Source organism: Streptomyces sp. NPDC027672, assembly GCF_055566335.1.
On record NZ_JBVHSO010000018.1, the window covers coordinates 60,744 to 84,446 of the forward strand.

The 23,703-nt window shown below is 74.0% G+C and carries 17 protein-coding genes; 2 read left to right on the plus strand and 15 right to left on the minus strand.

Annotation, left to right across the window (positions count from 1 at the left end; genetic code table 11):
- Positions 1 to 24: 24 nt before the first annotated feature.
- Entirely contained in the window at positions 25 to 4,656 is a 4,632-nt protein-coding gene (locus ACZ4SV_RS32480) for a phage tail protein (protein WP_468009036.1), read from the plus strand.
- Positions 4,657 to 5,307, plus strand: coding sequence for a hypothetical protein (locus ACZ4SV_RS32485; RefSeq protein WP_468009041.1), 651 nt, complete (start codon positions 4,657 to 4,659; stop codon positions 5,305 to 5,307). It abuts the gene before it with no gap.
- A 108-nt stretch (positions 5,308 to 5,415) separates the two neighbouring features.
- Here the strand turns inward: ACZ4SV_RS32485 and ACZ4SV_RS32490 are convergent, their stop codons facing one another.
- The 15 genes from ACZ4SV_RS32490 to ACZ4SV_RS32560 are packed head-to-tail and all read right to left on the minus strand — an operon-like array spanning position 5,416 to position 23,700.
- Positions 5,416 to 5,706 carry a hypothetical protein gene (locus tag ACZ4SV_RS32490; protein ID WP_468009045.1) on the minus strand — a complete coding sequence of 97 codons (291 nt, stop codon included), beginning with the start codon at positions 5,704 to 5,706 and terminating at the stop codon, positions 5,416 to 5,418.
- Positions 5,707 to 5,711: 5 nt separating this feature from the next.
- The gene (locus ACZ4SV_RS32495) at positions 5,712 to 7,886 is read right to left on the minus strand and encodes an ATP-binding protein (RefSeq protein WP_468009049.1); all 2,175 of its coding nucleotides are present in this window, start codon (positions 7,884 to 7,886) and stop codon (positions 5,712 to 5,714) included.
- Between the two features lie 5 nt (positions 7,887 to 7,891).
- On the minus strand, positions 7,892 to 9,673 hold the full coding sequence (locus ACZ4SV_RS32500) for a hypothetical protein (RefSeq protein ID WP_468009052.1): 1,782 nt from the start codon (positions 9,671 to 9,673) through the stop codon (positions 7,892 to 7,894).
- Positions 9,670 to 10,206, minus strand: coding sequence for a hypothetical protein (locus ACZ4SV_RS32505; protein WP_468009055.1), 537 nt, complete (start codon positions 10,204 to 10,206; stop codon positions 9,670 to 9,672). The genes ACZ4SV_RS32500 and ACZ4SV_RS32505 overlap by 4 nt, the downstream gene beginning before the upstream one ends.
- Positions 10,207 to 10,208: 2 nt before the next feature.
- Positions 10,209 to 11,342 (minus strand): hypothetical protein, encoded by a 1,134-nt coding sequence (locus ACZ4SV_RS32510; RefSeq protein WP_468009057.1) that lies wholly within the window; start codon positions 11,340 to 11,342, stop codon positions 10,209 to 10,211.
- Complete coding sequence (locus ACZ4SV_RS32515) at positions 11,339 to 13,330, minus strand: hypothetical protein (RefSeq protein ID WP_468009059.1); 1,992 nt, start codon at positions 13,328 to 13,330, stop codon at positions 11,339 to 11,341. The genes ACZ4SV_RS32510 and ACZ4SV_RS32515 overlap by 4 nt, the downstream gene beginning before the upstream one ends.
- A 2-nt stretch (positions 13,331 to 13,332) precedes the next feature.
- Positions 13,333 to 14,592, minus strand: a complete 1,260-nt coding sequence (locus tag ACZ4SV_RS32520) for a hypothetical protein (RefSeq protein ID WP_468009062.1) — start codon at positions 14,590 to 14,592, stop codon at positions 13,333 to 13,335.
- An 11-nt stretch (positions 14,593 to 14,603) separates the two neighbouring features.
- Positions 14,604 to 16,574, minus strand: coding sequence for a phage tail protein (locus ACZ4SV_RS32525; protein WP_468009066.1), 1,971 nt, complete (start codon positions 16,572 to 16,574; stop codon positions 14,604 to 14,606).
- Entirely contained in the window at positions 16,571 to 18,604 is a 2,034-nt protein-coding gene (locus ACZ4SV_RS32530) for a putative baseplate assembly protein (protein ID WP_468009069.1), read from the minus strand. Before ACZ4SV_RS32530 ends, ACZ4SV_RS32525 begins: the two co-directional genes overlap by 4 nt.
- A complete protein-coding gene (locus ACZ4SV_RS32535) occupies positions 18,601 to 20,541 on the minus strand; it encodes a putative baseplate assembly protein (RefSeq protein WP_468009073.1) in 1,941 nt (646 codons plus the stop codon). Before ACZ4SV_RS32535 ends, ACZ4SV_RS32530 begins: the two co-directional genes overlap by 4 nt.
- A complete protein-coding gene (locus tag ACZ4SV_RS32540; RefSeq protein WP_468009077.1) occupies positions 20,538 to 20,960 on the minus strand; it encodes a GPW/gp25 family protein in 423 nt (140 codons plus the stop codon). Before ACZ4SV_RS32540 ends, ACZ4SV_RS32535 begins: the two co-directional genes overlap by 4 nt.
- Entirely contained in the window at positions 20,957 to 21,658 is a 702-nt protein-coding gene (locus tag ACZ4SV_RS32545; RefSeq protein ID WP_365876943.1) for a phage baseplate assembly protein V, read from the minus strand. Before ACZ4SV_RS32545 ends, ACZ4SV_RS32540 begins: the two co-directional genes overlap by 4 nt.
- Positions 21,655 to 22,836 carry a phage late control D family protein gene (locus ACZ4SV_RS32550; RefSeq protein ID WP_468009083.1) on the minus strand — a complete coding sequence of 394 codons (1,182 nt, stop codon included), beginning with the start codon at positions 22,834 to 22,836 and terminating at the stop codon, positions 21,655 to 21,657. The genes ACZ4SV_RS32545 and ACZ4SV_RS32550 overlap by 4 nt, the downstream gene beginning before the upstream one ends.
- Before the next feature lie 10 nt (positions 22,837 to 22,846).
- Positions 22,847 to 23,518 (minus strand): CIS tube protein, encoded by a 672-nt coding sequence (locus ACZ4SV_RS32555; protein WP_468009087.1) that lies wholly within the window; start codon positions 23,516 to 23,518, stop codon positions 22,847 to 22,849.
- Positions 23,515 to 23,700 carry a putative phage tail protein gene (locus ACZ4SV_RS32560; protein ID WP_468009092.1) on the minus strand — a complete coding sequence of 62 codons (186 nt, stop codon included), beginning with the start codon at positions 23,698 to 23,700 and terminating at the stop codon, positions 23,515 to 23,517. The genes ACZ4SV_RS32555 and ACZ4SV_RS32560 overlap by 4 nt, the downstream gene beginning before the upstream one ends.
- Positions 23,701 to 23,703: the final 3 nt, after the last annotated feature.

The window sequence follows — 23,703 nt, forward strand, 5'->3', positions numbered from 1 at the left end:
CCTGTTGGGGAGGGATCGCGTCCGATGCCAGTGCCGAGGGCTCTCGCGGTACGGCCGACGGCGCCGGCAGTGGTGTCCGCGCCGGCGAAGCAGCGGCCGCAAGCGGCCGGTTCCGCGTCGTCCCCGGTGCACGCCCCGTCGAACGCGGCGGTGACGGCCGCCCTGGCAGGCGCGGCCGGACCGGTGACGGCACCACCGCCCTTGCCGGGGCGGCCGCCGCTCGCCGCGCAGGACATGCTCGGCAACGGCGCCGTCGCGGCGGCCGGCCGCGCCGGGACGGGTGCCGGGCCGGAGGCCGCCGTCGCGCCACCGGGACGGCATACGGAGGCGCAGGCGGTTTCCGGCACCGGACCGGAGGCGGAGGCCGCTCCTGGTGCCGGGGCGCAGGTGAAGGCCCGGCCGGGTCCCGAGGCGGATCCGAAGTTCGTGTCGCTGAAGAAGGACGTACAGCACAAGAAGCGGGCGCTGGCCGCCTCACACCCGCCCCCGCGTGCCGAGGCGACCTCGGCGCAGGAGGCGTCGGTGCCGCCCAAGGACGACGCGGAGGCGCAGGGCAAGACGGCCAACGCCGAGAAGATGAACGAGGCCAGGCCCAAGGAGTTCGACAAGGACGCGTTCATCAGGGCGGTCGAGAAGGCGATCGCGGACAAGGCCCCGAAGAACCTCGACGAGGCGGACAAGTTCGCCGGCTCCGGCAAGGCCGACGAGGTCCGCGCCGAGGTGCACGGCAAGGTCGGCGAAGGCAGGTCGGACTCGGCGGAGCAGATCGCCACCACGACCGCCGCCCCGCCGGACACGTCGGCGGCCGTGCCCAAGAAGGTCATGCCGATGAGCCCGGACCGGCCCCCCGGCACCCCGCCCGCGCCGGATGCCGCCCAGGCCGTCCCCGACAGGCTGCCGCCGTCGGCCACCGACCTGTCGGCCGGACCCGCCCAGGTGAACCGGCAGATGGCCGGCGCCCAGGTCACCGAGACACAGCTGCGCACGTCCAACGAACCCGCCTTCACCCGTGCCCTGGGCGAGAAGAAGACCGCCGAACAGCACTCCCACACCACCCCCGCACGGCTGCGCGAGCACGAGACGGCCCGGCTGCACTCCTCCACCGCGCAGGCCAGGCGCCTGGGTGCGGCCGCGATGGGCGCGATGGGCGCCCAGCGTGTGCGTACCGGGCAGCAGGTCCATACGGGCAAGAGCGGCGCCAAGAGCCGGGACGAGGAGAAACGCGCCCAGGTCACAGCACTTCTGCAGGGCGTGTTCGACACGATGAAGAAGGACGTCGAAGCCATCCTCGGCGGCCTCGACACACTCGTCGACGAGCAGTTCACCCGGGGTGAGAAGGCGGCCAGGGAGGCGTTCACCGCCGAGCACCGGCAGAAGATGGACGAGTACAAGGACCGCCGGTACTCGGGCGCGATGGGCAAACTGCGCTGGCTGCGGGACGCGTTCGCCGGTCTGCCCGCCGAGGCCGACAGGATCTTCGAGACGGCCCGCGACACCTATGTACGCCGGATGCGGCAGGTGATCTCCGAGATCGCCGGCACCATCGGCACGGAACTGAACCGGGCCAAGGCGCGTATCGCCCAGGGCCGCACCGAGATGCGGGACGCGGTGCGCAGACTCCCGGACGACCTGCGGGCCCTGGGCCGGCAGGCGGCGGCCGAGTTCACCGACAAGTTCGACGCACTCACCCAGACCGTGGACGACAAGGGCACCGAACTGGTCGACACCCTGGCCACCAAGTACACCGAAGCCCTGAAAGCCGTCGACGACGAGGTCGCCGCGGAGAAGGAGAAGAACAAGGGCCTGGTCGACAGGGCCGTCGACGCGGTCAAGGCCGTCATCGGCACCATCCTGGAACTCAAGCGGCTGCTGCTGGCGGTCCTCGCCAAGGCCGCCCAGGCGGTCATGCTGATCCTCAAGGACCCCATCGGTTTCCTGCGCAACCTCGTCTCCGCCGTCGGCGCCGGCCTGCGGCAGTTCCTGGCGAACATCGGCCGCCATCTGCAACAGGGCATCCTGTCCTGGCTGCTGGGCAAGGCCACCGAGGCCGGCATCGCGCTGCCCGCCACGTTCGACACCCAGGGCGTGGTGAAGATGCTCGCCGGCCTGCTCGGCCTGACCTGGCAGAACATCCGCGCCCGCATCACCCGCAAGGTCCCCGAGCCAGCCGTCGCCGCGGCCGAGACAGCGGTCCCGCTGCTCGCGGAGGTCCGCAGACGAGGCGTGGCGGCGATGTGGGAGGACCTGCAGACGCGCGTCGGCGACCTGCGCAGACAGCTCCTCGACCACGTCATCGCCTATGTCACGCCCACCCTCGTGGTCGCCGGGATCACGTGGGTGATCTCGCTGCTCAACCCGGCATCCGCGTTCGTCCGGGCCGTCAAGCTGATCATCGACTTCGTCCGGTTCATCGTCACCCAGGCCCGCCAGATCTTCGAGTTCGTCAACGCGGTACTCGACGCGGTCATCGCCATCGCCCGAGGCGGCACCGGCGGCGTCCCCGCCCTGATCGAACGCGCCCTGGCCCGCTCCATCCCCGTCCTGCTCGGCGTCCTCGCCGCCGTCCTGGGCGTCGGCGGCATCGCCGGCCGGGTCCGCACGATCGTCCAGCGGCTGTCCGCCCCGGTCGACAAGGCGGTCGACTGGGTCATCGACAAGATCGTCGGCCTGGTGAAGAAGCTGTGGGCCAAGCTCAAGCCGGCCTTCGACGGGAAGAAGCCGAAGAAGCGCCGCGACGACCACGCCCGCCCCGGCAGACGTCCCCGCCGACGGCCGGGGCGCCGCGCCGAACGGCGGCCGAGGAGCAGGACCCGTCCGGACCGCCGGAAGGAGGACCGCGCGAAGAAGCGGTCCCAGAAGGACATGCAGCGCGCCCTGGACGCCGCCGTCCGCGCTGCGACGCGTCTGCTGGACGCCAAGTCGGCGACGGAGGAGACCGTACGGCGAGGGCTGCCCGCCATCAAGGCGCGCCATGGCCTCTCCCGGATCGAACTCGGGCAGTCGGCGCGCAACACCTACTTCGTCACGGTCTCCATCAATCCCAGCGCCAAGACCCCGCTCAGGAAACTCTTCCCTTACAAGATCGGCAAGGCTGCGGCGTCGACCGTGCCGACCGATACCGGCGTGTCGGTCGGCGCCCTGCGTGACATCGACCAACCCATGCGGCCGAAGGAGCACTTGGCCGGCTTCGTCATCACGATGATGGCGACGCCCGGTGAGGTGAAGAGAAAGCCGAGGATCGCCGCGCGCTATCTCGACGAGGCCTGGGCGGGCTCCTCCGAGAGCAAGGCCGCCTGGGCCAGGACCGCGGTCGTCATCGGCGTCAACTCCGCCGAACGTCTGGACCCGAGGCGCTCGCAGAGCGGCGCTCCCGCGATCTCGGACGCGCTGGGGGCCATCCACCGGCCGGATGACCTGCGCATGATCGCTTTCGGCTTCGTCTGGACTCCCGAATGGTTCCAGACCGAGGGCAAGCAGAGCGTTCCGTTCGCCACGGTGAGGAACGCGTATGACGGCCTGTCCGACGAGCACAAGGAAGCCGCACGCCGTGAGGAGGAGAAGGGCATCGGCAGTAAGCGGGCGAAGGCGGTGCCGTACGGACTCCTGCGCGGACACGTCTTCCGGCACGCTCACACCAGGCATGCGGTCGACATCCTCAGCAAGGTCAACCGGCAGGTACACGTCCTGAGCCAGGATCCCGACGGCGGCGTCCGCGCTCCCAGGGACCGTGGCGTGCTGACTGCGTACGACCAGATCCTGCACACCATCAAAGGCGATCCGATCATGATCGTCGGCGGTTACGACTTCGAGGGCCTCGCTTGGCAGGAGGGCGCCCCGGAGCGGGTGGTGCAACTGACACGGCTCTCCAACGCGGTCGACCGAGCGGTCCGGGCGGTCACCGCCCGGCACATCCCGGAGATGACGTACCCGACCGAGCCCAACGCACTGGTCAAGGTCTGGGACAAGGACCGCCTGAACGGCGTCTTCCAGAAGATGCAGGAGCAGGCCGACGAGGCGGCAAGGAAGGAAAGTCCCTTCGGCATCGGCGAAGGGGAAGGACGCAGTTTCCGCAAGTGGCTGTTGCGTCTCTACGGCCGCGTCTTCTCCCCCGTGTCCGATGCGAGCGCATCCATCGGCACGGACCCGAAGGTGCACGACCGGGGCCGGAAACTCGCGGTGTGGGGGCCGAGCGCGCGCGGCAAACGCCACGTGGCGTACGCCGTCATCTTGCAGTCGCAGTCCATGGCGAACGCGCAAGTGCTGGCCAACGAACTCTTTCTGGCGAATCTGGGACTGGGCCTGCCGGCCAAGAACTTCGTGCGGGCGGACGTCTTCTCCCATGTGGAGGCCGTCATCAAGATGATGGTCGACAACCCGGAGCTGACCGTGCACGACCCGAAGATCCAGCAACGCGTCAAGGCCATGGAACTATCGGTCCAGGAGTACCTCGCGAAGCTCCCGCCGCAGGCAGACCGCAAGGCCGGGGATCAAAGACTGCACGACGTCGTCGTCAGGGCGGAGGCCATGACGCGCGGGATCATCACCGCGTTGACGGCCAAGGATCTCCAGAGGGTCTGGCAGGAGCTGTCCCGCCTGCTGAAGGAGGCCAAGGCCGAGGCCGAGGCCGCCAAGGACGCGAAAGCGGGGAGGAAGTAAGTGGACGAAGCCGCACTCCGGCGACTGCGGGCGGAGGCGTCCCGCGCGGACTACTCCTCGATGGCCCGTCTGGCGCGTGCCCTGTACGAGAACGGCCTGTCCGTGGCGGAGGTGATGCGCGAGTGCTATGAGGTCGACCTGCCGTTGGAGTTCCTCGTGCTCGCCGAGGCCGAGCTGTGGCGGCTCGGCCTCTTGGTCGTGTGCACCGATCAGCCGTGGCGGCTGGCCGTCCCGCCGGCCCGGGGCGGTCCGCTGGCCGCCTCGGATCCGCCCGACGGGACGGAGCAGAGGCTTCTCGCCCTCGACCCCGATCTCCTGCCCCTCGTCTTCACGCTCGGCATGAACAGTCCTTCCTGGGCGAACAAGGAGATGCTCTGCTACCGGCTGTCCGAGCTCGCCGCAGGCCGGCCGACCGTCTTCAGGCTGCGGGAGAAGACCACGCGTCGCGACAGGGTGAAGCGGCGGGGAGACTCCCTGCTGGCCGTGCTGGAGGAGCTCCATCTCGAGGAACTGCGCGAGACGGAGCGCCTGATGGACGCCCCGGACGGCTGGGGCGTCGGCGCCGAGGACGAACATCTTCAGGCGGCACGGGAACTGGTCGAGCGGGTCGCGAAGCTGCGGCGCGCACTCGCGGCGCGCGAGGGGCGATGAGCGCGGCACGCCTGGAGACGCCGCCCTCGTCCTGCGAGCTGCCGTTGCACGCGTCGGCTGTGCCGTTCGCCAAAGCGGGTGTGTACGTCGCTCGGGTCGTGCGCGGTCTCACCGACTCGGTGCGGACGCCGAGCGCGTCTGCGACGGCATGACGAGCAGCGGTACGGCGGGGGGCGCCTTTGCGGCAGCGTTGGCCACGGCGGCGTTGCCGAGCTGGTCCTGGGTAGCGGCAGACGGAGTCTTGGCCACCGCGTAGATGCTGTGGGCCAGTGCCGCGTTGCTCACCGGAACCGGGCCGGCCGGCCCCTGGTGGGCGGACGGCGCGATCTCCTGGGCGCGCGCCGGCGGCACCGGTGCCACCAGGCGGTGCAAGGAGAGCGGGGGTTCGGCGGGCAGCATCGGTGTCACTCCCGGGAGGCGTCGTCGAGGTCGAGCAGTCGGGCGTGGGGGCCCAGTTCCGTCGGGCGGAGCAGGCGGGCCTCGCGCTGGAACTGGCGGGCGACCCCGAGTACGACATGCCGCATGGCGATCGCGTCGCCGCCGCCGTCCGCCGCGGCGAGCGCGGCCGTGCGGGCCGCCGCCGTGATGGCGGCGCCGGTCATGTCCAGGCGGGCCAGCGCGTCCAGGTCCACGTCCGCGGCGAGCGGGGCCTGCTCGGGGAAGGCGAGGCGCCACAGCCTGCGCCGCTCGGCCACGCCCGGGCGGGGGAAGTGGACGACGAAGTGGAAGCGCCGGGTGAACGCCGGGTCGATGTTGTCCTTGAGGTTGCTGGTGAGGAGCACCAGGCCGTCGCTGGCCTCCAGGCGCTGCAGCAGATAGCCGACCTCCATGTTGGCGTACCGGTCGGTGCCGTGCTTGACCTCGCCGCGCTTGCCGAACAGGGCGTCGGCCTCGTCGAAGAGCAGCACCGCGTGGCTCTCCTCGGCCTGGCGGAAGGCGGTCTCCATGTTCTTCTCCGTCTCCCCCACCCATTTGGAGACGACCTGCGCGAGGTCCACCTTCAGCAGTTCCAGGCCGAGCATGCCGCTGATGATCTCGGCGGACAGGGTCTTGCCGGTGCCCGGCTCCCCGGTGAACAGCGCCTTGACCCCGCCGTGCGCCGAGCGGCGGGCGAAGCCCCAGGTCTCGGCGATCCGGGGCCAGACGCGGAAGGCCGAGACGATCTCCATGATCTGGTGGAACTGGACGGCGGGCAGGACCAGGTCGTCCACGGTGCGCCGGGGCACGATCGCCTGTACGGCGCTTCCGCCGCGTCCGCGGGTGACGGTGGCGATGGCGGGTTCGACGTGGTCGGCGACCGGTCCGGGCCGTCCGTTGCCCGCCAGGCGGGCCCCCGCGTCCGCGACCGACGCCACGGCGCGCAGCTCGCCGCCGCTCATGCGGTACCGGACGGCCAGGTCCTCCAGGAGGCTGCCGTCCAGGGACGGCAGTGCCGCCGACCACATCGCCCGCCGGTCGGTGAACCCCGGTACGGGAACGGTCAGTTCGGCGTAGGCGCGGGCCGCGAGCAGGGCCGCCGGACGCCAGGGCTTGAGACCGGTGAGGCACACCGGCGCGCGGGAGCGGAGCAGCGCGGCGGCGATGATGTCGGCGTGGCCCTGCGGTTGCGGCTCGCGGTGCAGGTCGTCGGTGGGGATCCACAGCACCGCGCCCAGCGCGGCGGCCGTGCGCAGATCGGCCTCGGGGTCGGTGGTGAGGGTCCGCAGCGGCGCTCCGGCCGCCCGGGCCAGAGCCTGTGCGGCATCGAGCTGGTCGTCGGGCGGGCAGCCCCACAGCCCGGCCAGGTCGATGCCGCCCGCGCCCAGCGCCCGGCCGAGGCGGGTGAGCCGCTCCGAGGCCAGGTGCGGGGGCAGCACCTGCGGGCCGGGCGGCACGACCTCGCCGGGGTCGTGGCCGAGCAGTCCGACGTCCGTGCCCCAGCCCAGCAGGAAGTCCAGCACCCCCGGGCCCAGGAGGAGTTCCTGGGCCAGTTCGACCGCGGCCTCTCCGTGCGTACGCACCAGTCCGTACCGGCGCAGCGGCCCGGCCGGCCCGAGTGAGCGGCGCAGGGCGAGGCGGGCGGCCGCAGCCGGCGGCTCGGCCGCGCCCTCCGGTCCTTCGGAGCCGGCGTCGGAGCCGGCGCCTGATCCACTCAATGCGCCCACCGTGAGCAGCAGTTCCACGCTGGGCAGCCGGCGGTTCAGGTTGTCCACGATGTAGGCGTAGATCCGCTCGTAGCCGCGGTCCAGTTCGGGTGCGGCCACCAGCAGCAGCGCGTCCTGTTCGGCGCGGGACAGGCCGAACCGCGTGGCGAGCGCGTCCAGCGGGAGGGCCCGGCCCTCGGCCGACGCCCTCCGCCTCAGCTCCCGTTCGCCGTCCGGCTCGGGCCGTCGGGGGGCGTACGGGTCCGCCATCGAGTCGGTGAAGGCGCCCACCTCGCCGAGCAGCACATCGGCCTGTTCGTCGGTGACGCAGTACGGCGTGAGATCCGGCCGGGTGAGCCGGGCCGCGATCCGCGCCTGCCGTCCGACGGCGGCGCGCAGTGCCCGGTGGACGACCGCGAGGCGGATCCGCAGGTGTTCCAGTGCCGGTTCGCCCATGCGGGTCAGCCTCCCGAGAAGGTCAGGGCCCGGCCGCCCAGCCAGTCCACGCCGGGCACGTCGGCGAGCAGTCCACCGCGCAGCAGGTCCGCGTGGCGCCGCCCCATCGGAACGCGCACCCGGACGGCGGCCGGCTCGAACCGTACGGTGGCCTCCAGGTCGGCGAAGCGGTGCAGGGCCGACACCGGATCGGGGGTCTCGCGGTCACGCCAGAGTGTCCAGGCCATGGTGGCCAGGCCCAGGGCGGCGGCGAGGGTGACGGAGCGCTCCAGTGCGCCGTCCCGGGCGAGCGGTACGGCCCGCCGCTCGGTCACCAGGGCGGTGACCAGGTCCGCGAGCCGGTCGGTGTGGCCGGGCAGTCCGGTGGCGAGGTGCGGGTCCGCCAGCCGCCGTGCGGCGCCCGTCCACAGGGGCGTGCGCCAGGGCAGCCGGGTGACGGGGTCGCCGCGCAGGGGCCGTACGGAGGTGAGGAACGCGACGCCCGCGCGGTCCAGTTCGCGCAGCGAGCCGTGGGGGAGGCTGCCTCCGCAGACCAGCACGGGCGGCCGTCCGCACGCCCGCCAGTGCGGGAGCAGCGCCGCGGGGTCCGCCGCCCAGGTGATCGGGAACATGCCCTGGGCGTCGGCCAGGAGGAGCCCGTCGTCGGTCCCGGTGAGCAGGAGCGGGTCGGCGGGGTCGTGGCCGCGGCACACCGAGAGCGCCAGGATGCCGTCGAGCACCGGGAGCGCGGGTCCCACGGTGCGCGCGAACGCGGCCAGCCGCTCCTCGGGGACGGGCGGTTGGAGTCCGGCGAAGGCGGCGGCGGTCTCGCGGTCCGCTTCGTGCCGGCGCCAGCCGCGTGCGGTCACGCCCAGCACCTTGTAGGCGAGGGCCGCGGCGAACAGCGGTGCGTCCCCGGTGAGTTCGGCACCGGCCAGCGCGGGGCCGACCGCGTCGAGGTAGCCGATGCGGGCCAGGGGTCCGGCGAGCAGGAACGGCAGCACGGACCGCACGCGCACCTCTCCGGCGGCGCGGACCGTGACGGCACCCGACGCCGCTCGCGGAGGCGGTTCCCCGGCCGTCCGGTCGTCCTCGGCCGGCTCGTCGTGCTCCGGTGCCGGGGACCGCACCGGCCGGGCCACCCCGTCAGGCCGCGCGGAGGTCACGTACTCGGCGAGGAGCCCGGACAGGGCCGTGGCGCCGGTGTCCGCGGCCCCGGTGCGCAGCGGCTCGGGCAGCGGATCGGCCGGCCCGCCGGGGCGGGCGCGCACGGCGAGTTCCGTAAGGAGCCGGGCGGCCAGCGTGTCGTCGTCGCCGAGCAGGGCCAGTGCGTACACCTGGAGCGACCTTGCGGGCAACAGCGCGAGAAGCGCGTCCAGTTCACCCCGTTCGGCGAGTTCACCGAAGAGCGCGGCGGCCGAGGGCGTGTCCCGGACGGCCGCCTCGGCGCGGAAGGACTCCTCGAACGACAGGGCGTCCGGTGCTTCGCCGGGGGCCTCGGTCATCACGACGGGCGCGAAGTGGACCTCGGCGGGCGCGTGGGACGGGCCGGGCCAGGCGGTCCCGGTCCGGCCCAGCCGGACGGTGACGGTCACCGGCTCGGTGATCTCCACGTCCGGGCCGTCGCCGGCCAGTTGCTCGGTGAAGTGGTCCGCCAGCAGTTCCGGAAGCGCGTCGATCACCTGCCGCACCAGGCCACGCGGGTCCGGCCCCCAGCTCCACCCGCCGCGCCGGACCACGGTCACCGTGCACCGGTGTACGGCGATCTCACCGGCTTCCGCGTCGAGGGGTGCGGTGGGCGCGGTCACGTCACATTCGCCTCCTCCAGGCGGCCCGCCCAGCCGGCCACCAGCACCAGTACGCCGTGCTTGCCGCCGGGGCCGAGGCTCACCGGCAGGGTCACCTGGGATCGCTGCGCGGGGATCTCCCCGGCGAGCACATGGGTGTCCTGGTCGTCGGAGACCAGGGCGACCACCGTGGCGGGCCGGGCCTGCGCGACCTGCACGGTGACGGTGAGTCCGGTCGCCGACAGCGCGACACCGGCGCCGCCGGTCCAGGCGGCCAGGCGCACCAGCGTGGGTTCGGGCCTGCCCTCGGGACTCAGTTCGACTCCGAACGCCAAGGGGTCGAAGAGGGCCCCCGGTTCGTCGTCCACGGCCGCCACGGCGAGGTCCCTGGCGTTCAGCGGCAGGGCGGCGACGCGGCCGTCGTCGAGAAAGACGCGCATCGGCAGCGCGCGTCCGACGAGCGCGGCCACATCGGCCGGGGCGGCGGCGCCGGTCAGGGCCAGCGCGCCCACCACATGGCCGGTGCCGGCCGTGTACACCACGGTGAGAGCCATCGTCAGCCGCCTCCGTTCGTTGCCACGATCGTCGCCAGGACGAGGAAGTCGACGGCCCCGGGCCGTTCCACGACCTTGGCCAGCGCGACATCGGCCGACCGTGTCCGGCACCTGACCCGGCGGTCGCCGTCCACGGCGGCCTCCACCGCGGTGACCAGCGTGGTCCTGGTGGCCGTCGGCGGTATGCGCGGGGTGAGGTGCACATGGATCACGACCCGGCCGTCGGCGATCTGCTCCGGGGTGATGCCGGACGGCAGCGGGAGCAGCGTCCCGTCGGTGGCCGTCCCGGACGTCACCAGGGTGCTGCCGACCGGCATCCGGCCGCTGAAGCTGCCCTCGATGGTGAGGTTGCCGTTGGCCGCGAGGGTCATCAGCGGGGCGACCGTACCGCTGCCCTGGTAGAGGCCGAAGACCAGGCTCGGCTGGTCTCCCCCGGACAGTACGAGGGCGGGCTTGCCCTCCTGGGCGGTCGGGCCGGTGCGCAGGGTCAGCGCGCCCGACGCGGCCGAGACGGTGTCCGCGCGTACCCCGGTGAAGCGCACCCCGACGCCGCGTGCCCTGGCCTCCACCCCGCTGAAGTGGCCGTCGGTCCAGCGGACGAAGCCGAGCAGGACGAGCCAGCGGACGGGCGGGCCGGCCGGCGGGGCGCCGATCGCGGGCGGGCGCTGCTCGTCGGCCAGCCGCTCGTCACCGAGGCGCCCGAAGAGGATCTGGTACGACTCCTCCACGCGCGCCTTGGCCGCGCCGCCGGCGCACCCGACGGGCCCGGGTGCCCGGGCGGGTTCCCGGTCGGCCGCGGTGAGGAAGACCGGATAGGGCTCGTCCGTCGGCTGGTCGGCCCCGTTGACCTCCTCGAAGTCGCTCTCGCGCAGCACGACCGGCTCGGTGAGGACCACCTCGCGGCCGGTGCCGTCGACGGCGATGCCCGGCACCACGCTCACCTCGACGTAGCGGGCGTGGGTGAGCGGGTCGGTGCGGCCCCCGGTGACCAGGCCGAGGCCCTCGGCGATGCCCCAGTCGTGCAGATGGCGCGCGTGCCGGCCGGAGGTGCCGCGCGCGTACTCCACCGTGGCCGACAGGTCCGCGGCGGCCAGCACCTGGCCCTCGTGGAAGGCGGGGCGCAGCGGGCCCGTCATGGCGTCTCCCCGGACTTCGGGCTACGGGAGGGGCGGGTGCGCCGGGCCGGCGGCTTGGCGGGCCCCTCCGGGCCGGCGGACTCTCCGGAGGGCTCGCCGGCGCCGCCCTCCAGGTACGCGAGGCGGCCCCCGAGGTCCTCCGGGACCCGCTCACTCAGCCGGCCGACCTCGCTCTGCGCGGTGCCCAGTTGGGCTCGGAGTCCCTCCAGGGACGCCGTGAGTGCGGACACTTGGGTGCGGAGTATGGACAACTCCCGGATGCTGTCGGTCACTTCACTGGGAGTGGTGTAGACCTGTTCGGGCAGCGCCTTGGGCGGTGTCTCGCCGGGTGCCGGGGTGAGCAGCAGGGAGAGCATCTCCTCCAGGTCCCCGGTGCGCGGCCAGTCGCCGAGCAGGCCCTCCGCGTAGGGGCGCACGATGTCACCCTGCGGCGCGGACGCCGGTTTCTCGGCGCGCGGCAGGGGCGCGCGGCACACCCGCTCGGCCAGTTCGCGCAGCCGGTAGAGCTTGGGCAGCCACTCGCCGTACGCCCCTCCCCCCGGCAGCACCTGCTCGCGGGTCCCGGAGCACACCCGTACGACGTCGCAGCCGTCCAGCTCCAGCTCGGCGAGGAGCACGTCGGTGTCGGTGCAGTCGCCGCACGGCGGGCTGAGCGTGGCGCACGCCGCGTCGGTCAGGAAGCGCCGCAGCGCGGCCGTGAGTGCCGCCGTCGCCTCGGCGATCCGCTGCACTTCGGCGATGGTCGCCTTCTCCGTGCTGTCCGGCGGCGGGGCCGGCAGCAGCGGCGGTACGTCGACGGCGGCGACCTCCGAACGCAGCCGGCCGTCGCCGGTCTCGCCCACCTGGTCCAGCCGGGCCAGCAGCCACCCCCTGATCAGGCCGAGGTCCGCGCGGAACGCCACCCGCAGCGCATGGCTCAGCGGTGTCCCCCGGGCCACCATGCGCACCTCCAGCGGGGCGTCCGGGTCGCCCCCCTCGGGCACCACCCGGGCCGCGGTCTCGGTAACGACCGCACCGGCGAGGGCGCGGTGCAGCGGGTCCGGCCAGGCCGCCTCCGGGTCGGCTCCGCGGAGCCGCTCGCAGGCCGCGGCCAGTGCGCCGCGGGCCTCCTGGACGGTGGCGAGGTCCGGGTACTGCGCCTTGAGCCGCTCCTGTCCGGCGGCGTCGTAGGTGTCGTGGCGGGCCACGCCGGCGGCGAGCGCGCGGACGTGCTCGGTCATCTCGCGGGCGGCCGGCGGTGGCGGCGGCCCCTCACCGCCCGCGTGCTGCCGCAGCCAGGCCAGGGACGTGGCGTACCGCTGGGCGTCGGCCGCGTCGAAGCGGAACGTCCGGCCGGTGCCGGCCGCGGCGGTGGACAGGGCGTCGGTGTAGTACTCCAGGCGCCGGTCCCGGGTGCGGGCGCGGTCGGCCCGGGCCAGGTCGCCGATGCGCGCGAGCAACCGGGTGCCGGGGTTGTGGCGGTGGTCCTCGAAGTCGTCGTACCTCACGACGAAGCGGAACCCCTCCTGGATCCGGGAGGGCACACAGCCCGGCGAGGGGCAGGGCTCCTCGGTGGCGTAGGGCGCCACCGGTTCGACGGGCGTCTCCTGGTAGCGCACATAGAGGCCGTAGCGGCGGTCGCCCTCGTCGTCGCAGTTCTCCCCGCAGTCCACACCGAGGGCGTTGACGCGCTGTTCGCGCACCAGGGCCCCCACGTCGACCTGTTCGGTGCAGGGCACCACGATGTCGTTGCCCGCGCAGTCGAGCGCGTGTCCGGGGTGGACGGTGACGGTGCCGCCGCCGCACGGGGCGCAGGTCACGCCGAGGCCGCAGATCACCCCCGGTCCGTACAGCGATCGGTTGTGCAGCCTGCCCTTCGCGGCCGTGTAGTCGACCAGCAGACCGAGGTCGTCCTCGGTCAGCAGCTGGCCCGCGAAGAAGCGCGGCCGTACGAAGGCGGAGGACCGGGTGACGTCACCACCACAGCCGCATGCGCAGTCTGTTCGCATGATCAGCGCTCCTTGACGAAGAACCAGCTCTCGAAGACGTCCCCGCCCGCCCCGGTTCCGGACGTCCAGGGACCGATGCCGGACGGCGGGAGGTCGCGGCCCCCGCGGGCCGCCGCCGGCGTGTCCGGGGCGGCGTCGATGGCCGGTACACGTCCACCGACGTGGGTGCCGTCGACCGGGCGGCGGCAGCGGTCGAGGAGGAACGCCGCGCGGACGGTGATCAGCACGCGGTCGCCGTCCTGCAGCATCTCGCGCGTGGTCTGGCGGTAACGGAACTCCCGGGTGAACTCGCCGCACTCGGCGTCGGGTTCGGTGAAGGTGCCGCCCATGTACCAGGTGGAGGCATTGCGTCCGCTGCCGCCCTCGATGACCTGGATCTCCACGACGCCCGGCTGGAAGGAGTCGGTGCGCACCCCCGCGGAGAACCGCACCACGAGCCCGCCGTCCTCGTCCTGGGTGCCGAGGAGTGCCTTGGCCTCGTCGATGGTGTACGTGTGTCCGTGGATCCAGTTGACACCGGTGATGACCGTGGGCACATGGCGGCCGAACGGGCGGCGCACGTTCAGGTGGATCTGGTCCCGGCGCACCGGCCGGCGCCAGTCGACGCGGTCGATCCTGGCCAGCCAGAGCGTGGTGTGCGCGCCGTGCGAGCAGCAGGTGTCGCAGCGCTCGTCCACCGGCGGCGCGCAGCCGGTGACGACCACCTTGTGGCACTCCTCCGTCCAGCCGAACTCGCAGTCGGAGGTGTCCGCGCAGGCGTCGTTGTAGACGGCGCGGGTGGGCTCGACGGGCCGCTCGGCGTAGCGGATGCCGACCCAGACCGTGCCGGTGTCCCGTTCACCGGGGGGCAGCGCCTTCCACAGGTCGATGTCGCAGCCGCCGCGCACCACCACCTCGTTGCCGTCGCTGTCCACGGCGAGGCCGGAAGTGATCCGCACCCTGGCCCGGTGCCGGGCGTACTCCGCCTCCGTGTGCTCGTCGGCGGGTTCCTCCGGCGCGGCCGGCCCGTCGGCCACCGGATGCCCGTCATGGCCGGGCGGACAGTCGTCGTGCCCCGGCACCGGCTCCACGAACAGGCCGCAGACCACGCCGTAGCCGAGGAGGCCGCGCATGCGCAGCTTCAGTCTCTCGCGGTAGTAGTCCTGTTCGCGCTGGAAGTCCCGGGCACCCAGCATCTGGCCGTGGAAGTACCGCAGCCTGCGCAGCGGCGGCGCCTCGAACTCCCCCGCCCCTGGTGTCCCTGGTGTCTCTGGCTCCGTCATCGTCCGTCCTCTCACGACATTCGCGTATGCACACCGACGGCGGAGACGACTCCCACGCCCACCCCTCGGCGCGATCCTGCGGGTCCCGGCCTGAGCACCGCGTCGCGGTTCAGCCGCAGCGGGCCGGCACCGCCGAGCACGGGCGGCGGCAGCGGGACGAACGCAGTGTCCACGCCGACCGTGGACCGGGAGCCGACCACGAAGCCGGCGCCCCCCGTCCGTACCGAACCCACCGTGTGCGCGGGCGCCTGGCGCTCCACCAGCCGTCTCAGCGCCCGCACGTCCGCCGATCCGGCGGGCAGCAGCACCCGGAACCGGTGCGCGTGCGCGGTCAGCGGATCGCTGTCGGGCGTCCCGAACGCGCGCAGCGGCGCGGCACCGAGTTCCGAGCCGCCGATCCGGAAGCGGCTTGCCGAGCGGCCGAACAGCCGTACGCTGCCGAGCCCTTGACTCTGCCCCGGCGGGCACCCGACGGCCGCGCGCAGGTGCGCCCAGCGGCGGTCCCCGGCCAGCTCGTCGATGACCGGGGCCACCCCGAACACGATGCGCACCGCTTCCCGCAGCGCCCAGGGCGTGCCCCGGCGCCGGTACAGCTCGGGGGCCGCGGCGAGCAGCGCGCGCCGGGTCGGCGCGTCCCAGCCCGCCTCGAAGGACAGGCCGAGCAGTCCGGCGAGCCACGGCAGCACCCGGTCGGGTACGCCGGCCGGGTCGAGGAGCGCCGGATACCGCTCGACGACCCGGTCCACATCGGCGAGCGTGGCGTCGAACAGCGACAGGAAGCGCTCGGTGAAGTCGTCGGCCGCGGGGTCCTGGCGGAAGGCGGGCGGCAGCAGGTCGGCGCTGGTGACCCGGGGGAAGTCCAGCCGGATCCGGTGCACGACCGGGGTCGCGCCGCCGTCGCCCGTGAGGCGCAGCCGCAGCCGCAGGAAGCGGCCGGGCGGCTGGTCGACCAGGAAGTCCGTGGCCCCGGGGGCCGATGCCTGCCAGTCGCTCTGCTCGTAGCGGCCGTCCTCCGTCACCACGATCGCGACGGAGACCGAGGTCCCGGAGGGCACCTCGGCGTCGACGCGCACCCGGTGCCAGCGGCAGCGCGACTGCCCGCTGTCGATCAGGGTCGTGAGGTACGAGCCGCTGGTCAGGTAGGTGTCGGTGCGCGGCGGCAGGAGGTCTCGGGGCAGGCCCTGCCAGGTGTGGCAGTGGGTCGCGGGTCCGTCGGGGCCCTTCTCGTCCAGGCAGAACCCGTCCTCGTCCGCCGAGGTGAGCGTGGACGGCGTAAGCGCCCCGGCCAGTTCGTCCGCGGTGACGGTCCGGAAGGGCCGGCCGTGCCCGCCCCGGTGGATCCGCACCCGGACGCCGTCGTCGGTGAGCAGCCAGACCGTCCGGTCGTCCCCGACGCGCAGGCCGACGATCTCGCCCCGCACCCCGGTACGCAGTACCCCTCTGCGTCCGCCGGCCGAGTCGAACCGGCGCAGGTCCGTGCTGCCCCGGGTGGCGAGGAGCACGTCGTCGCCGGGCCCCGGCGCGGCGAGGACGGGCCCGGGCACCCGGATCACCCCGGCGAGCTGGGCGCCGTCGCGGCGCCACACGAGCACCCGGTGGGACTCCACCACGACGAGGCGGTGTCCGCGCGCGGCGACGGAGACCGGCCCGCGCAGCGGGTCCGGTTCGCACCCGGGCGGCCATACCGGGCCGAAGGCGCCGCCGCACGGGTCGCGGCGGAGCAGCCGCCGCTCGCCGGGGACCAGCAGGTACCAGCCGCACGGACCGCAGGCCGGGGCCAGGCGCGGGTCGGGAAACCACGGCAGGAGCTCTTGCCTGGTGGGGCCCTCCGGCGCGCCGCCGCGGTAGGCGAGCCGGAGGCCGGCCGGTTCGCCGAAGCGGACGATGCCGCCGGTGTCCGGCTCGCTTCCGGCGGGGGTCTCGTCCCAGCCGGTGTACCCGTCCAGGAGGCGGAAGGTCGCGGGGTGCGGTGCGCACGTCATGGCCGGTCTCCTACCGGGATCAGCAGCGGGCGCTCCGGCCAGACGAGGTCGTGCGGCCCGGGCGCGTGGTCGGTGCAGGGCGGCAGCCGCACTCCGTCGACGGTGAGCGAGAGCCGGGCCACGGCCAGCACCCCGTCGACCGCGAGGAGGCGGCGGACCAGCGCGGTGTGCCGCAGCACGCCGCCGAACGGCCAGCCCGCGCCGTCCTCCCCGCCGCGCAGGGGATCCAGATAGCCGCGCACCGCGTCGCCCGCCCTGGTCAGGACCGCGGCGCGGTCGAGGTCCGGGTCGAGGGCGACCCATGACTCGACGGCGACCCGGCGGTAGGACACGGGCGCGGCGACCACGGTGACCCCGGCGGGGGCGGCCTCGCGGGTCAGGTAGTCGGCGACGGCCCGCAGCGTCGCGGCGGTGGGCACGGGCGGCTCTGCGCCGTCGTCGCCCGGCGGCACGACGAGGACCCCCACGACGCCGGGGATCGGCACCCCGGCGTAGTCGGGGTGCAGGCCGGGCACGCCGTGGGCGCGGGCCACCGAGGCGCCGGGCGCGCGGGTGGCCAGCAGGCCGTAGTCGGCCGGGGCCACGGCCCGGCCCCGGGCCCGCAGTTCGCCCACCCCCCGGCGGATCGCGTCGGCGTCGGGCTCGGCATCCGTGCCGCCGGAGGCCGGGAAGGGGTTGTTGACGCCGATGACGTACGGCAGGGCGGTCACCACCGAGCCGATTGCGCCCGCGCGCACGGCTCCGGCGCTGCCGCCGCCCACGCGGTAGCGCACGGCGCGGACGTTGCGGAATCCGGGCGGTACGGCCGCGCCGTGCACTCCGTCGCCGAAGGTCACCTCGCCGCTCTCGTGGTCGACGGTGAAGACCCGGTCGTCGGCGCCGTGGCCGGCCAGGCTCTCCACCTCCCGCCAGCGGGAGGCCGCGCCGGCCGTGGTGCCGAACAGGTCGGCGCCGGGATCGTCGTCGACCTCGATGACCACGGAGCCGGTCAGGATGGGCAGTTGGCTGAGCCTCATACGGCGCCGGCCGCCGGCCCCGGCGTCCTCGATCGGCTGCAGCGGCTCGTCCCTGATGGTGCGGGCGGCCGTGGCGGCGACCATGTTCAGCCGCAGCCCCGACAGCACCGGCGCGGGCCCGCCGAAGGCGCCGTGCGCGATCCGCAGCCGCAGCCAGCGCAGCGGGGGCCTCGGCCGGGTGCCGGGCGGGCTGCCCGGCGCCCATGAGCGCGGCACCCGCAGTTCTACGGTCCCGCTCGCCCGGAACCCGGCCGTCGAGTCGCGCACCAGCTCGGCGGGGACCAGCCGGGTGCCGTCGAGCACGTCCCAGCGCAGCAGGGGCGCGGGCGACAGGGGCTCCGGGCCGCCGGAGCCGGCGGGCGCGGGCGGGGCGGCGACCACCACGAAGCCCAGTGAGAGCCGCGGGTAGGGGGCGGCCGTCCCGGCGAGCCCGATCCACAGGCCGTTGCCGGGCTCCGGGTCCCGGCCGAACGGCGCGAAGGAGCGGCTGGGCCCGGCCGGTCCCAGCGGCAGGGACTCCAGCGTTCCGCCCTCCTGCACGGCGAGGGCGGCGAGGGTGGCCGGGGTGGCGTGGAGGTCCTGGTCGGTCTCGTACACCACCTGCCCGGTGGGGCCGGACGCCGCGCTCTGGAATCCGGCGGGTACCAGGACGGAGGTGCCGTCCGGGGGGTGCACGGTGAATTCCAGCAGGGCCGTCGCCGCCCCGGCCGGGCGCCGCCGTACCCCGGCCTCCGCCAGGTGTTCGGCCAGCACCTTCTCGGGCAGCCGGTTGACGCGCGTGAGCACGGGCTCGGCCTGGGTGCCGAAGAGGCGGACGAGCGCGACTCCGGCGTCCTGCCGGTCGGGGTCGGTCCAGTCCGGGGTGTAGCCCGCGATCCGGCCGCGTACCGCGGCCCGGACCGCCTCGCGGGTGGCGTCGGTCAGCTCGGGCTGGACGCCGGTGGGCCCGGAGCCGGGCACGAGCCGTCCCTCCTGGTCCCGAGCGGCCTTCTCCCACCACACGTCGCCGGTCATGCCAGTCCCTCCCCCGGTTCGGCGGCGGGCACGATCCGCGTGCGGACCGCCCGCAGGACGGGTAGTTCGCCGGGCCCGAGCGGCACTTCCCGGCAGTCCTCGTCCGGGTCGGCCCCGTCCAGGCCGATCGCCACGGCGAAGACGTCCGCGAGGTCCCCCAGCGCACGGTGCGCGGCCCGCAGCAGCGCCGAGGGGCGCAGGGGCTGTCCGAACGGCCAGCCGTCCTGGTCGTCGCCTCCGACCAGCGGGTCGAGGAAGCGGCGCAGCGCCTCGGTGAGCCGGGCCGACACCCGGGCGCGGTCGGCGGGGTCGCCCGACAGGTCGGCCCGCAGCACCACGTCGCGGTAACGGGGCGCGCGGACGAAGACCTCGGCGGTGAGCAGCCGCGCCTGCTCCAGGTGGGCGGCGACCGCGCACAGCATGCCCGGGTCGGGCCGCGGCGCGGCCACGAAGTCCTCGCGGGCGGGGTCCTCGCGCGGCACCGCCGGTACGAGGTGCACGGTCACGGCGCCGGGCACCGGGGTGCAGGGGAAGCCGGGGTGCTCACCCAGGGAGGCGTGGGCGCGGGCGACGGCGACGCCCGGGGTGGCGCGGGCCAGGGTGGTGAAGTCGTCCACGGTGACCGCGCGGGTCACCTCGCCGAGGGAGGCGGCCGCGCGCTGTCGCGCCTCGGCGACGGTCTCCGCGTCGGCGCCGCCCTCGGCGCGCACCAGGTTGGCGGCCGTGATCGCCGCCGGCGTGTCCCCGGCCGGTACCCAGTTCGCGGTCATGCCGCCGTTGCCGTCCCGGCCGCCGCCGATCGCGTACTCGACGCTCGCTTCCTGGTACGGGTGGGGGATGCGGCCGGTGAGTCCGTCGCCGAACACCAGCGCGCCCTCGGTCCGGTCCAGTACGAAGACCCGGTCGGCGGGCCCGCCGAAGGTGAGGTCGGGCACGGCCCGCCACTGCTGTCCCCCGAGCCGCAGGCTCGCCTCCAGCAGGCGCTCGGCGGCCTCGGGCAGTGCGAGGTGCTGCCCGGGCAGCTTGAGCCAGGCGTCGGTCTGTTCCCGGAGCTCGTCGCCGCTCGCGGTGCGCCGCCGGCGGTGGTGCGCGGCGGACGCGTTGACGGCGAGCCGGAGCAGGCGCGGCGGGGCGGCGTGGGTCGCGGCCGGGGTGGACACCACGATCCCGCGGTCCTGGGTGGTCCAGCCCGCGGGCGGGTGGAGGCGCACGATCCCGGACCGCCTGAGCCCGGCCGTGCCGTCCTCGACGCTCTCGAACGGACCGCAGGCGTCGGTCCCGGGCCGGTACCAGGACCAGGTCAGCTCGGCGGGCGGCGGTACGTCGGCGACTGCCCCGGGCAGCCAGGCCGGCGCGGACGCGGCGGGCGCGTCCAGCTCGAACAGCAGGCTGAGCGGGCCGGGCGCGAGGTGCGCCCCGGTGAGCGGCAGGGTGAACCGGGCCTCGGCGGGGACCCCGTCGGCCGCGAGCAGCGGGACGCCGTGGCGGGCGCGCAGGTCCGCCGTGCGGTCCCGGCCGGTCCATACGGTGACCTCGCCGTCCTCGGCGAGCGGGAAGACGGCCACGTCGTCGTCGAGGGTGAAGACGATCTGCCCCGCCGGGTCGCGGGTGAGTTCGGTCCCGGCGGGGACGGCCGGGACGGCGGTGCCCGCCTGCCGGGCCGCGACGCCCAGCACGGTGGCGGCGGGCCGGACGGGGTGCGGGGGTTCCAGGCCGAGCAGGCGCAGTACGGCGACCACGAGTGCGTCGGGCACCTGGTCGAGCCAGTACAGCCGCTGTTCGAGGAGGTAGGCGAAGAGTTCGAGCAGGGTGACACCGGGGTCGACGGGCGCGTGGAGCGTCCAGTTGCCGTCCGACTCGGCGGGGACGCGGCGGCGGATGGCCGCCATCATGTCGGCCCAGGTGAGGTCGTCCAGCTTGGGCGCGGGCAGGGTCATGGCGTCCCTCCCGGGGTACCGGCGGAGCCGCTGAGCCCGGCGTAGAACGGGAACACCAGGTTCGCCTTGGTGTTGCTGCGCCGGATGCGGTAGACGACCGAGACGGTGATCCGCCCCTCGTCGGCCGGGTCGGCCTCGGCGCGGACCTCGTCCAGCTCCACCCTCGGTTCGTGGTCGCGGACGGCGGCGGCGATCGAGTTCTCCAGGTCGCGCAGGTTCTGCACACTGCCGGGCGCGAACACCAGCTCATGGGCGCGGGTGCCGAGTCCGGGCCGCATGACCCGCTCGCCGGTGCCGGTGAGCAGCAGTGCCCTCAGGCAGTGCTCGATGCTCTCCTCGCCGACGGCGTACCCGAGGCGGCCGGAGGCGTCGGGCAGGATCGGGAAGCGCCAGCCGGTGCCGAGGAATGACTCGCTCATGCCGTCCTCGCCTTCTTGGCCAGTACGGCGGGGGTGAGCGGCGGGGCCGGCGGGCCGGTGGGCCCGGCGGCGGACGGGTGGGTGTGGGTGTTGAACGCCTGGAGCAGCGCGTTGCCCAGCACCAGGGGCTCGGTGGCGCCGCCGCCGAGGTCGATGGAGGGCGAGTCGACGGTCACCTTGGGCGCCTTGAGCGTGACCTCTCCCTGCGCGGTCACGGTCACGCTGCCGCCCTCGGCGGCGGTGATCCGGATCGCCTTGCCCTGGTCGTCCAGCTCCACCACGTGCCCGGCGGCCGAGGTGATCCGCACGGCGGCCTTGTCGGCCGCGTCGTCGAAGAGCACCTCGTGCCCGTGGCTGGTCCGGATCGTCTTCTGGTCGCGGCTCTGGACGCGGGCGGCCGGCGGCTTGTCCTCGCCGTTGTAGAGGCCGCCGAGCACGATCGGGTAGCGCATGTCCCCGTGTACGAAGGCCACCAGGACCTCGTCGCCCTTCTCGGGCACGAACACCGTGCCGTAGCCGTTGCCCGCGTAGAGCTGGCTGACGCGGATCCAGTCGGTGACCGTGACGTCGTCGAACCAGGGGAACCTCACCTTGACCCGGGCCTCGTCGTCGCCGTCGTTCTCCACGACGATCGCCGAGGCGACGCCGTAGTACCGCTTGTCGGTGCTGCGGGCCCGCGGTGTGGTCCTGATGCTCACTGGTCCCCCTGGTGGATCCGCCGTCCGGTGAACTGGGTGAAGAACCCACTGGTGTTGAGCGTGTGCTCGACGCGTTTGACGAAGTACATGCCGGAGAAGCGGCGCCCGAGGCCGTGGATCTCCAGGTTGTCGCCGGGCCGCAGCTCGGGCAGGCCCGCCACCTTGCCGGTGGCGGTGATGAACTCGTACGCCCGCTCCCGCAGCAGACTGATCGCCAGTTCCCGGGCCTCCTGGTCGCTGCCGACCGGCGCGTCGACCAGGACGTCCTGGCGGCCCTGGAGGGTGGACTCGGCGACCTGCGGTCCGCTCTGCCCGTCGGCGCTGTTCTGTCCGGCCGGCAGGTTGTCCGCGGTCGCGGTGAACGCGATGGGCTGTTTGGTGCGGGGGTCCCAGCCGCGCACGGTGACCTTGCTGACCTGCTGGGAGACGGTCAGCGTCGGGGTGAACTCCAGCAGGTTGGGGATCAGCCCCTCGGGCTGGGCGGTGGAGTCGGTGGTCAGCCCGGGCGCGTAGGCCAGCCGGTACACCCGGACGGGGCGTCCGTCGCGGCCGTCGGTCGGTCTGATGAAGTAGAGCGTGTCCTCGCCCGTTCCGGGGTCCGGGAGGATGTAGCAGTCGAAGTCCAGCCGCTTGGCCCGCTCCAGGAGGAACGTCGCGTCGTCCTGGTTCTTCTGCACCACCAGGTCGTGGGTGGGTCCCTCCCGGGTGACCTCGGCCCGCAGGTGGTTGCGCTGGGCGATCTGCTCGGCGATCCGCCAGTCGGGCTGGTTGCGGTAGATCTTGGTCTCGTTCTCGGTGGGCTTGCGGTCCTTGAGCCGCAGCAGCCCGTCCACTCCGCTGACCTGCACGGTGGGCGAGGCGCTGTCGGTGAACTTCGGGCTGAGCGTGGAGATGGTCCCGGTGGCGACGGTGAGCAGCTGGTCGGCGTAGCCGAGCCGCACCGAGACCCGGCCGCCGAGCCGGAAGGCCGGCGAGTCGCTGTGCTTGAACCGCAGGCCGGCGTCGTCCCAGTTGTTGAGGGTCAGGTCGAAGCCGGACATCTCGTCGATGTCCCGGTTCACCTTGATGTCGATGATGTCGTTCTTGGTGGACGGGTCCATCTCCAGGCCCTCGATGCGCACGTCGAACTCGGGCGCGTACCGGTCGGGCGAGGCGGCCTCGGGGGTGGGGGTGCTCATCGCGCGCTCCTCACGGCAGCCGGGGCACGGTCAGCACCCGGCCCGGCCGCAGGTCCCGGGGGTCGGTGATGCCGTTGGCGCGCGCCAGCTCCCGCCAGGCGTCGGGCCGCCGGTACAGCGCGTGGGAGATGGAGCTGAGTGTGTCGCCGCGGCGCACCACATAGCTCTTCTCCACCGTGGGCGAGGAGCGCGGTGTGGCGGCGACCTGCACGGCGGCGGTGCGGTACTCCTTGAGCGAGAGGTCCAGCACCGCCCGCAGCGGCACGCCGTCCGGACGGAACATCTGGTAGCTGACGTCCAGCTTCTCCACGACGCCGGTGAAGACCTCCTCGTCCCACACGAACCGCACGACGGGCGGGGCGTGTTCGCGGCTGTCCGGCCGCAGCAGGTTGCGCAGGGCGTCGACATAGGTTTTGCGTACGTTCTCCAGGGTGTCGGAGGTGTCGACGAGCGCCTGGACGGTGAGGGTCTCCGTGCCGCCGCGCACGTACTGCAGCGGAGGGGTCTCCAGGCCCGGGATGGTGATCTCGGCGAAGGTGTTGCTCTTGCTCAGCTTGTAGTCGGTGGGGTTGAACCGCAGCGGGATCCGCCGCCGCCGCTCGTCGGCGATCACCGGCCGGACGATCTCCAGCCGGGCCTGGGCCGCGCCCTGGCGGACGAAGGACACGGGTGTCACGCTCATGACTGGCCCTCCCCGTCACCGAAGCGGCGTTCGGCCGCGGTGCGGGCGGCGCGGGCGCAGGCGTCCTCGTACAGCTTCGACCAGGCCTGGATGTGCTGGTTGAACAGGCGGGTGAACACGGCGCCGTCGTCGCCGTCCACCTGGAACCGGACTTCGAGCTGGTGAATGGTCACCTTCGGCACGAC

Bases quoted from the DNA above. Each gene is read 5' to 3' on its own strand.
- ACZ4SV_RS32520 (WP_468009062.1), bottom strand. From the start codon at position 14,592: ATGACGGAGCCAGAGACACCAGGGACACCAGGGGCGGGGGAGTTCGAG.
- ACZ4SV_RS32550 (WP_468009083.1), bottom strand. From the start codon at position 22,836: ATGAGCACCCCCACCCCCGAGGCCGCCTCGCCCGACCGGTACGCGCCC.
- ACZ4SV_RS32480 (WP_468009036.1), top strand. From the start codon at position 25: ATGCCAGTGCCGAGGGCTCTCGCGGTACGGCCGACGGCGCCGGCAGTG.
- ACZ4SV_RS32510 (WP_468009057.1), bottom strand. From the start codon at position 11,342: ATGACGGGCCCGCTGCGCCCCGCCTTCCACGAGGGCCAGGTGCTGGCC.
- ACZ4SV_RS32535 (WP_468009073.1), bottom strand. From the start codon at position 20,541: ATGACCCTGCCCGCGCCCAAGCTGGACGACCTCACCTGGGCCGACATG.
- ACZ4SV_RS32525 (WP_468009066.1), bottom strand. From the start codon at position 16,574: ATGACGTGCGCACCGCACCCCGCGACCTTCCGCCTCCTGGACGGGTAC.
- ACZ4SV_RS32555 (WP_468009087.1), bottom strand. From the start codon at position 23,518: ATGAGCGTGACACCCGTGTCCTTCGTCCGCCAGGGCGCGGCCCAGGCC.
- ACZ4SV_RS32530 (WP_468009069.1), bottom strand. From the start codon at position 18,604: ATGACCGGCGACGTGTGGTGGGAGAAGGCCGCTCGGGACCAGGAGGGA.
- ACZ4SV_RS32505 (WP_468009055.1), bottom strand. From the start codon at position 10,206: ATGGCTCTCACCGTGGTGTACACGGCCGGCACCGGCCATGTGGTGGGC.
- ACZ4SV_RS32495 (WP_468009049.1), bottom strand. From the start codon at position 7,886: ATGGGCGAACCGGCACTGGAACACCTGCGGATCCGCCTCGCGGTCGTC.
- ACZ4SV_RS32490 (WP_468009045.1), bottom strand. From the start codon at position 5,706: ATGCTGCCCGCCGAACCCCCGCTCTCCTTGCACCGCCTGGTGGCACCG.
- ACZ4SV_RS32515 (WP_468009059.1), bottom strand. From the start codon at position 13,330: ATGCGAACAGACTGCGCATGCGGCTGTGGTGGTGACGTCACCCGGTCC.
- ACZ4SV_RS32540 (WP_468009077.1), bottom strand. From the start codon at position 20,960: ATGAGCGAGTCATTCCTCGGCACCGGCTGGCGCTTCCCGATCCTGCCC.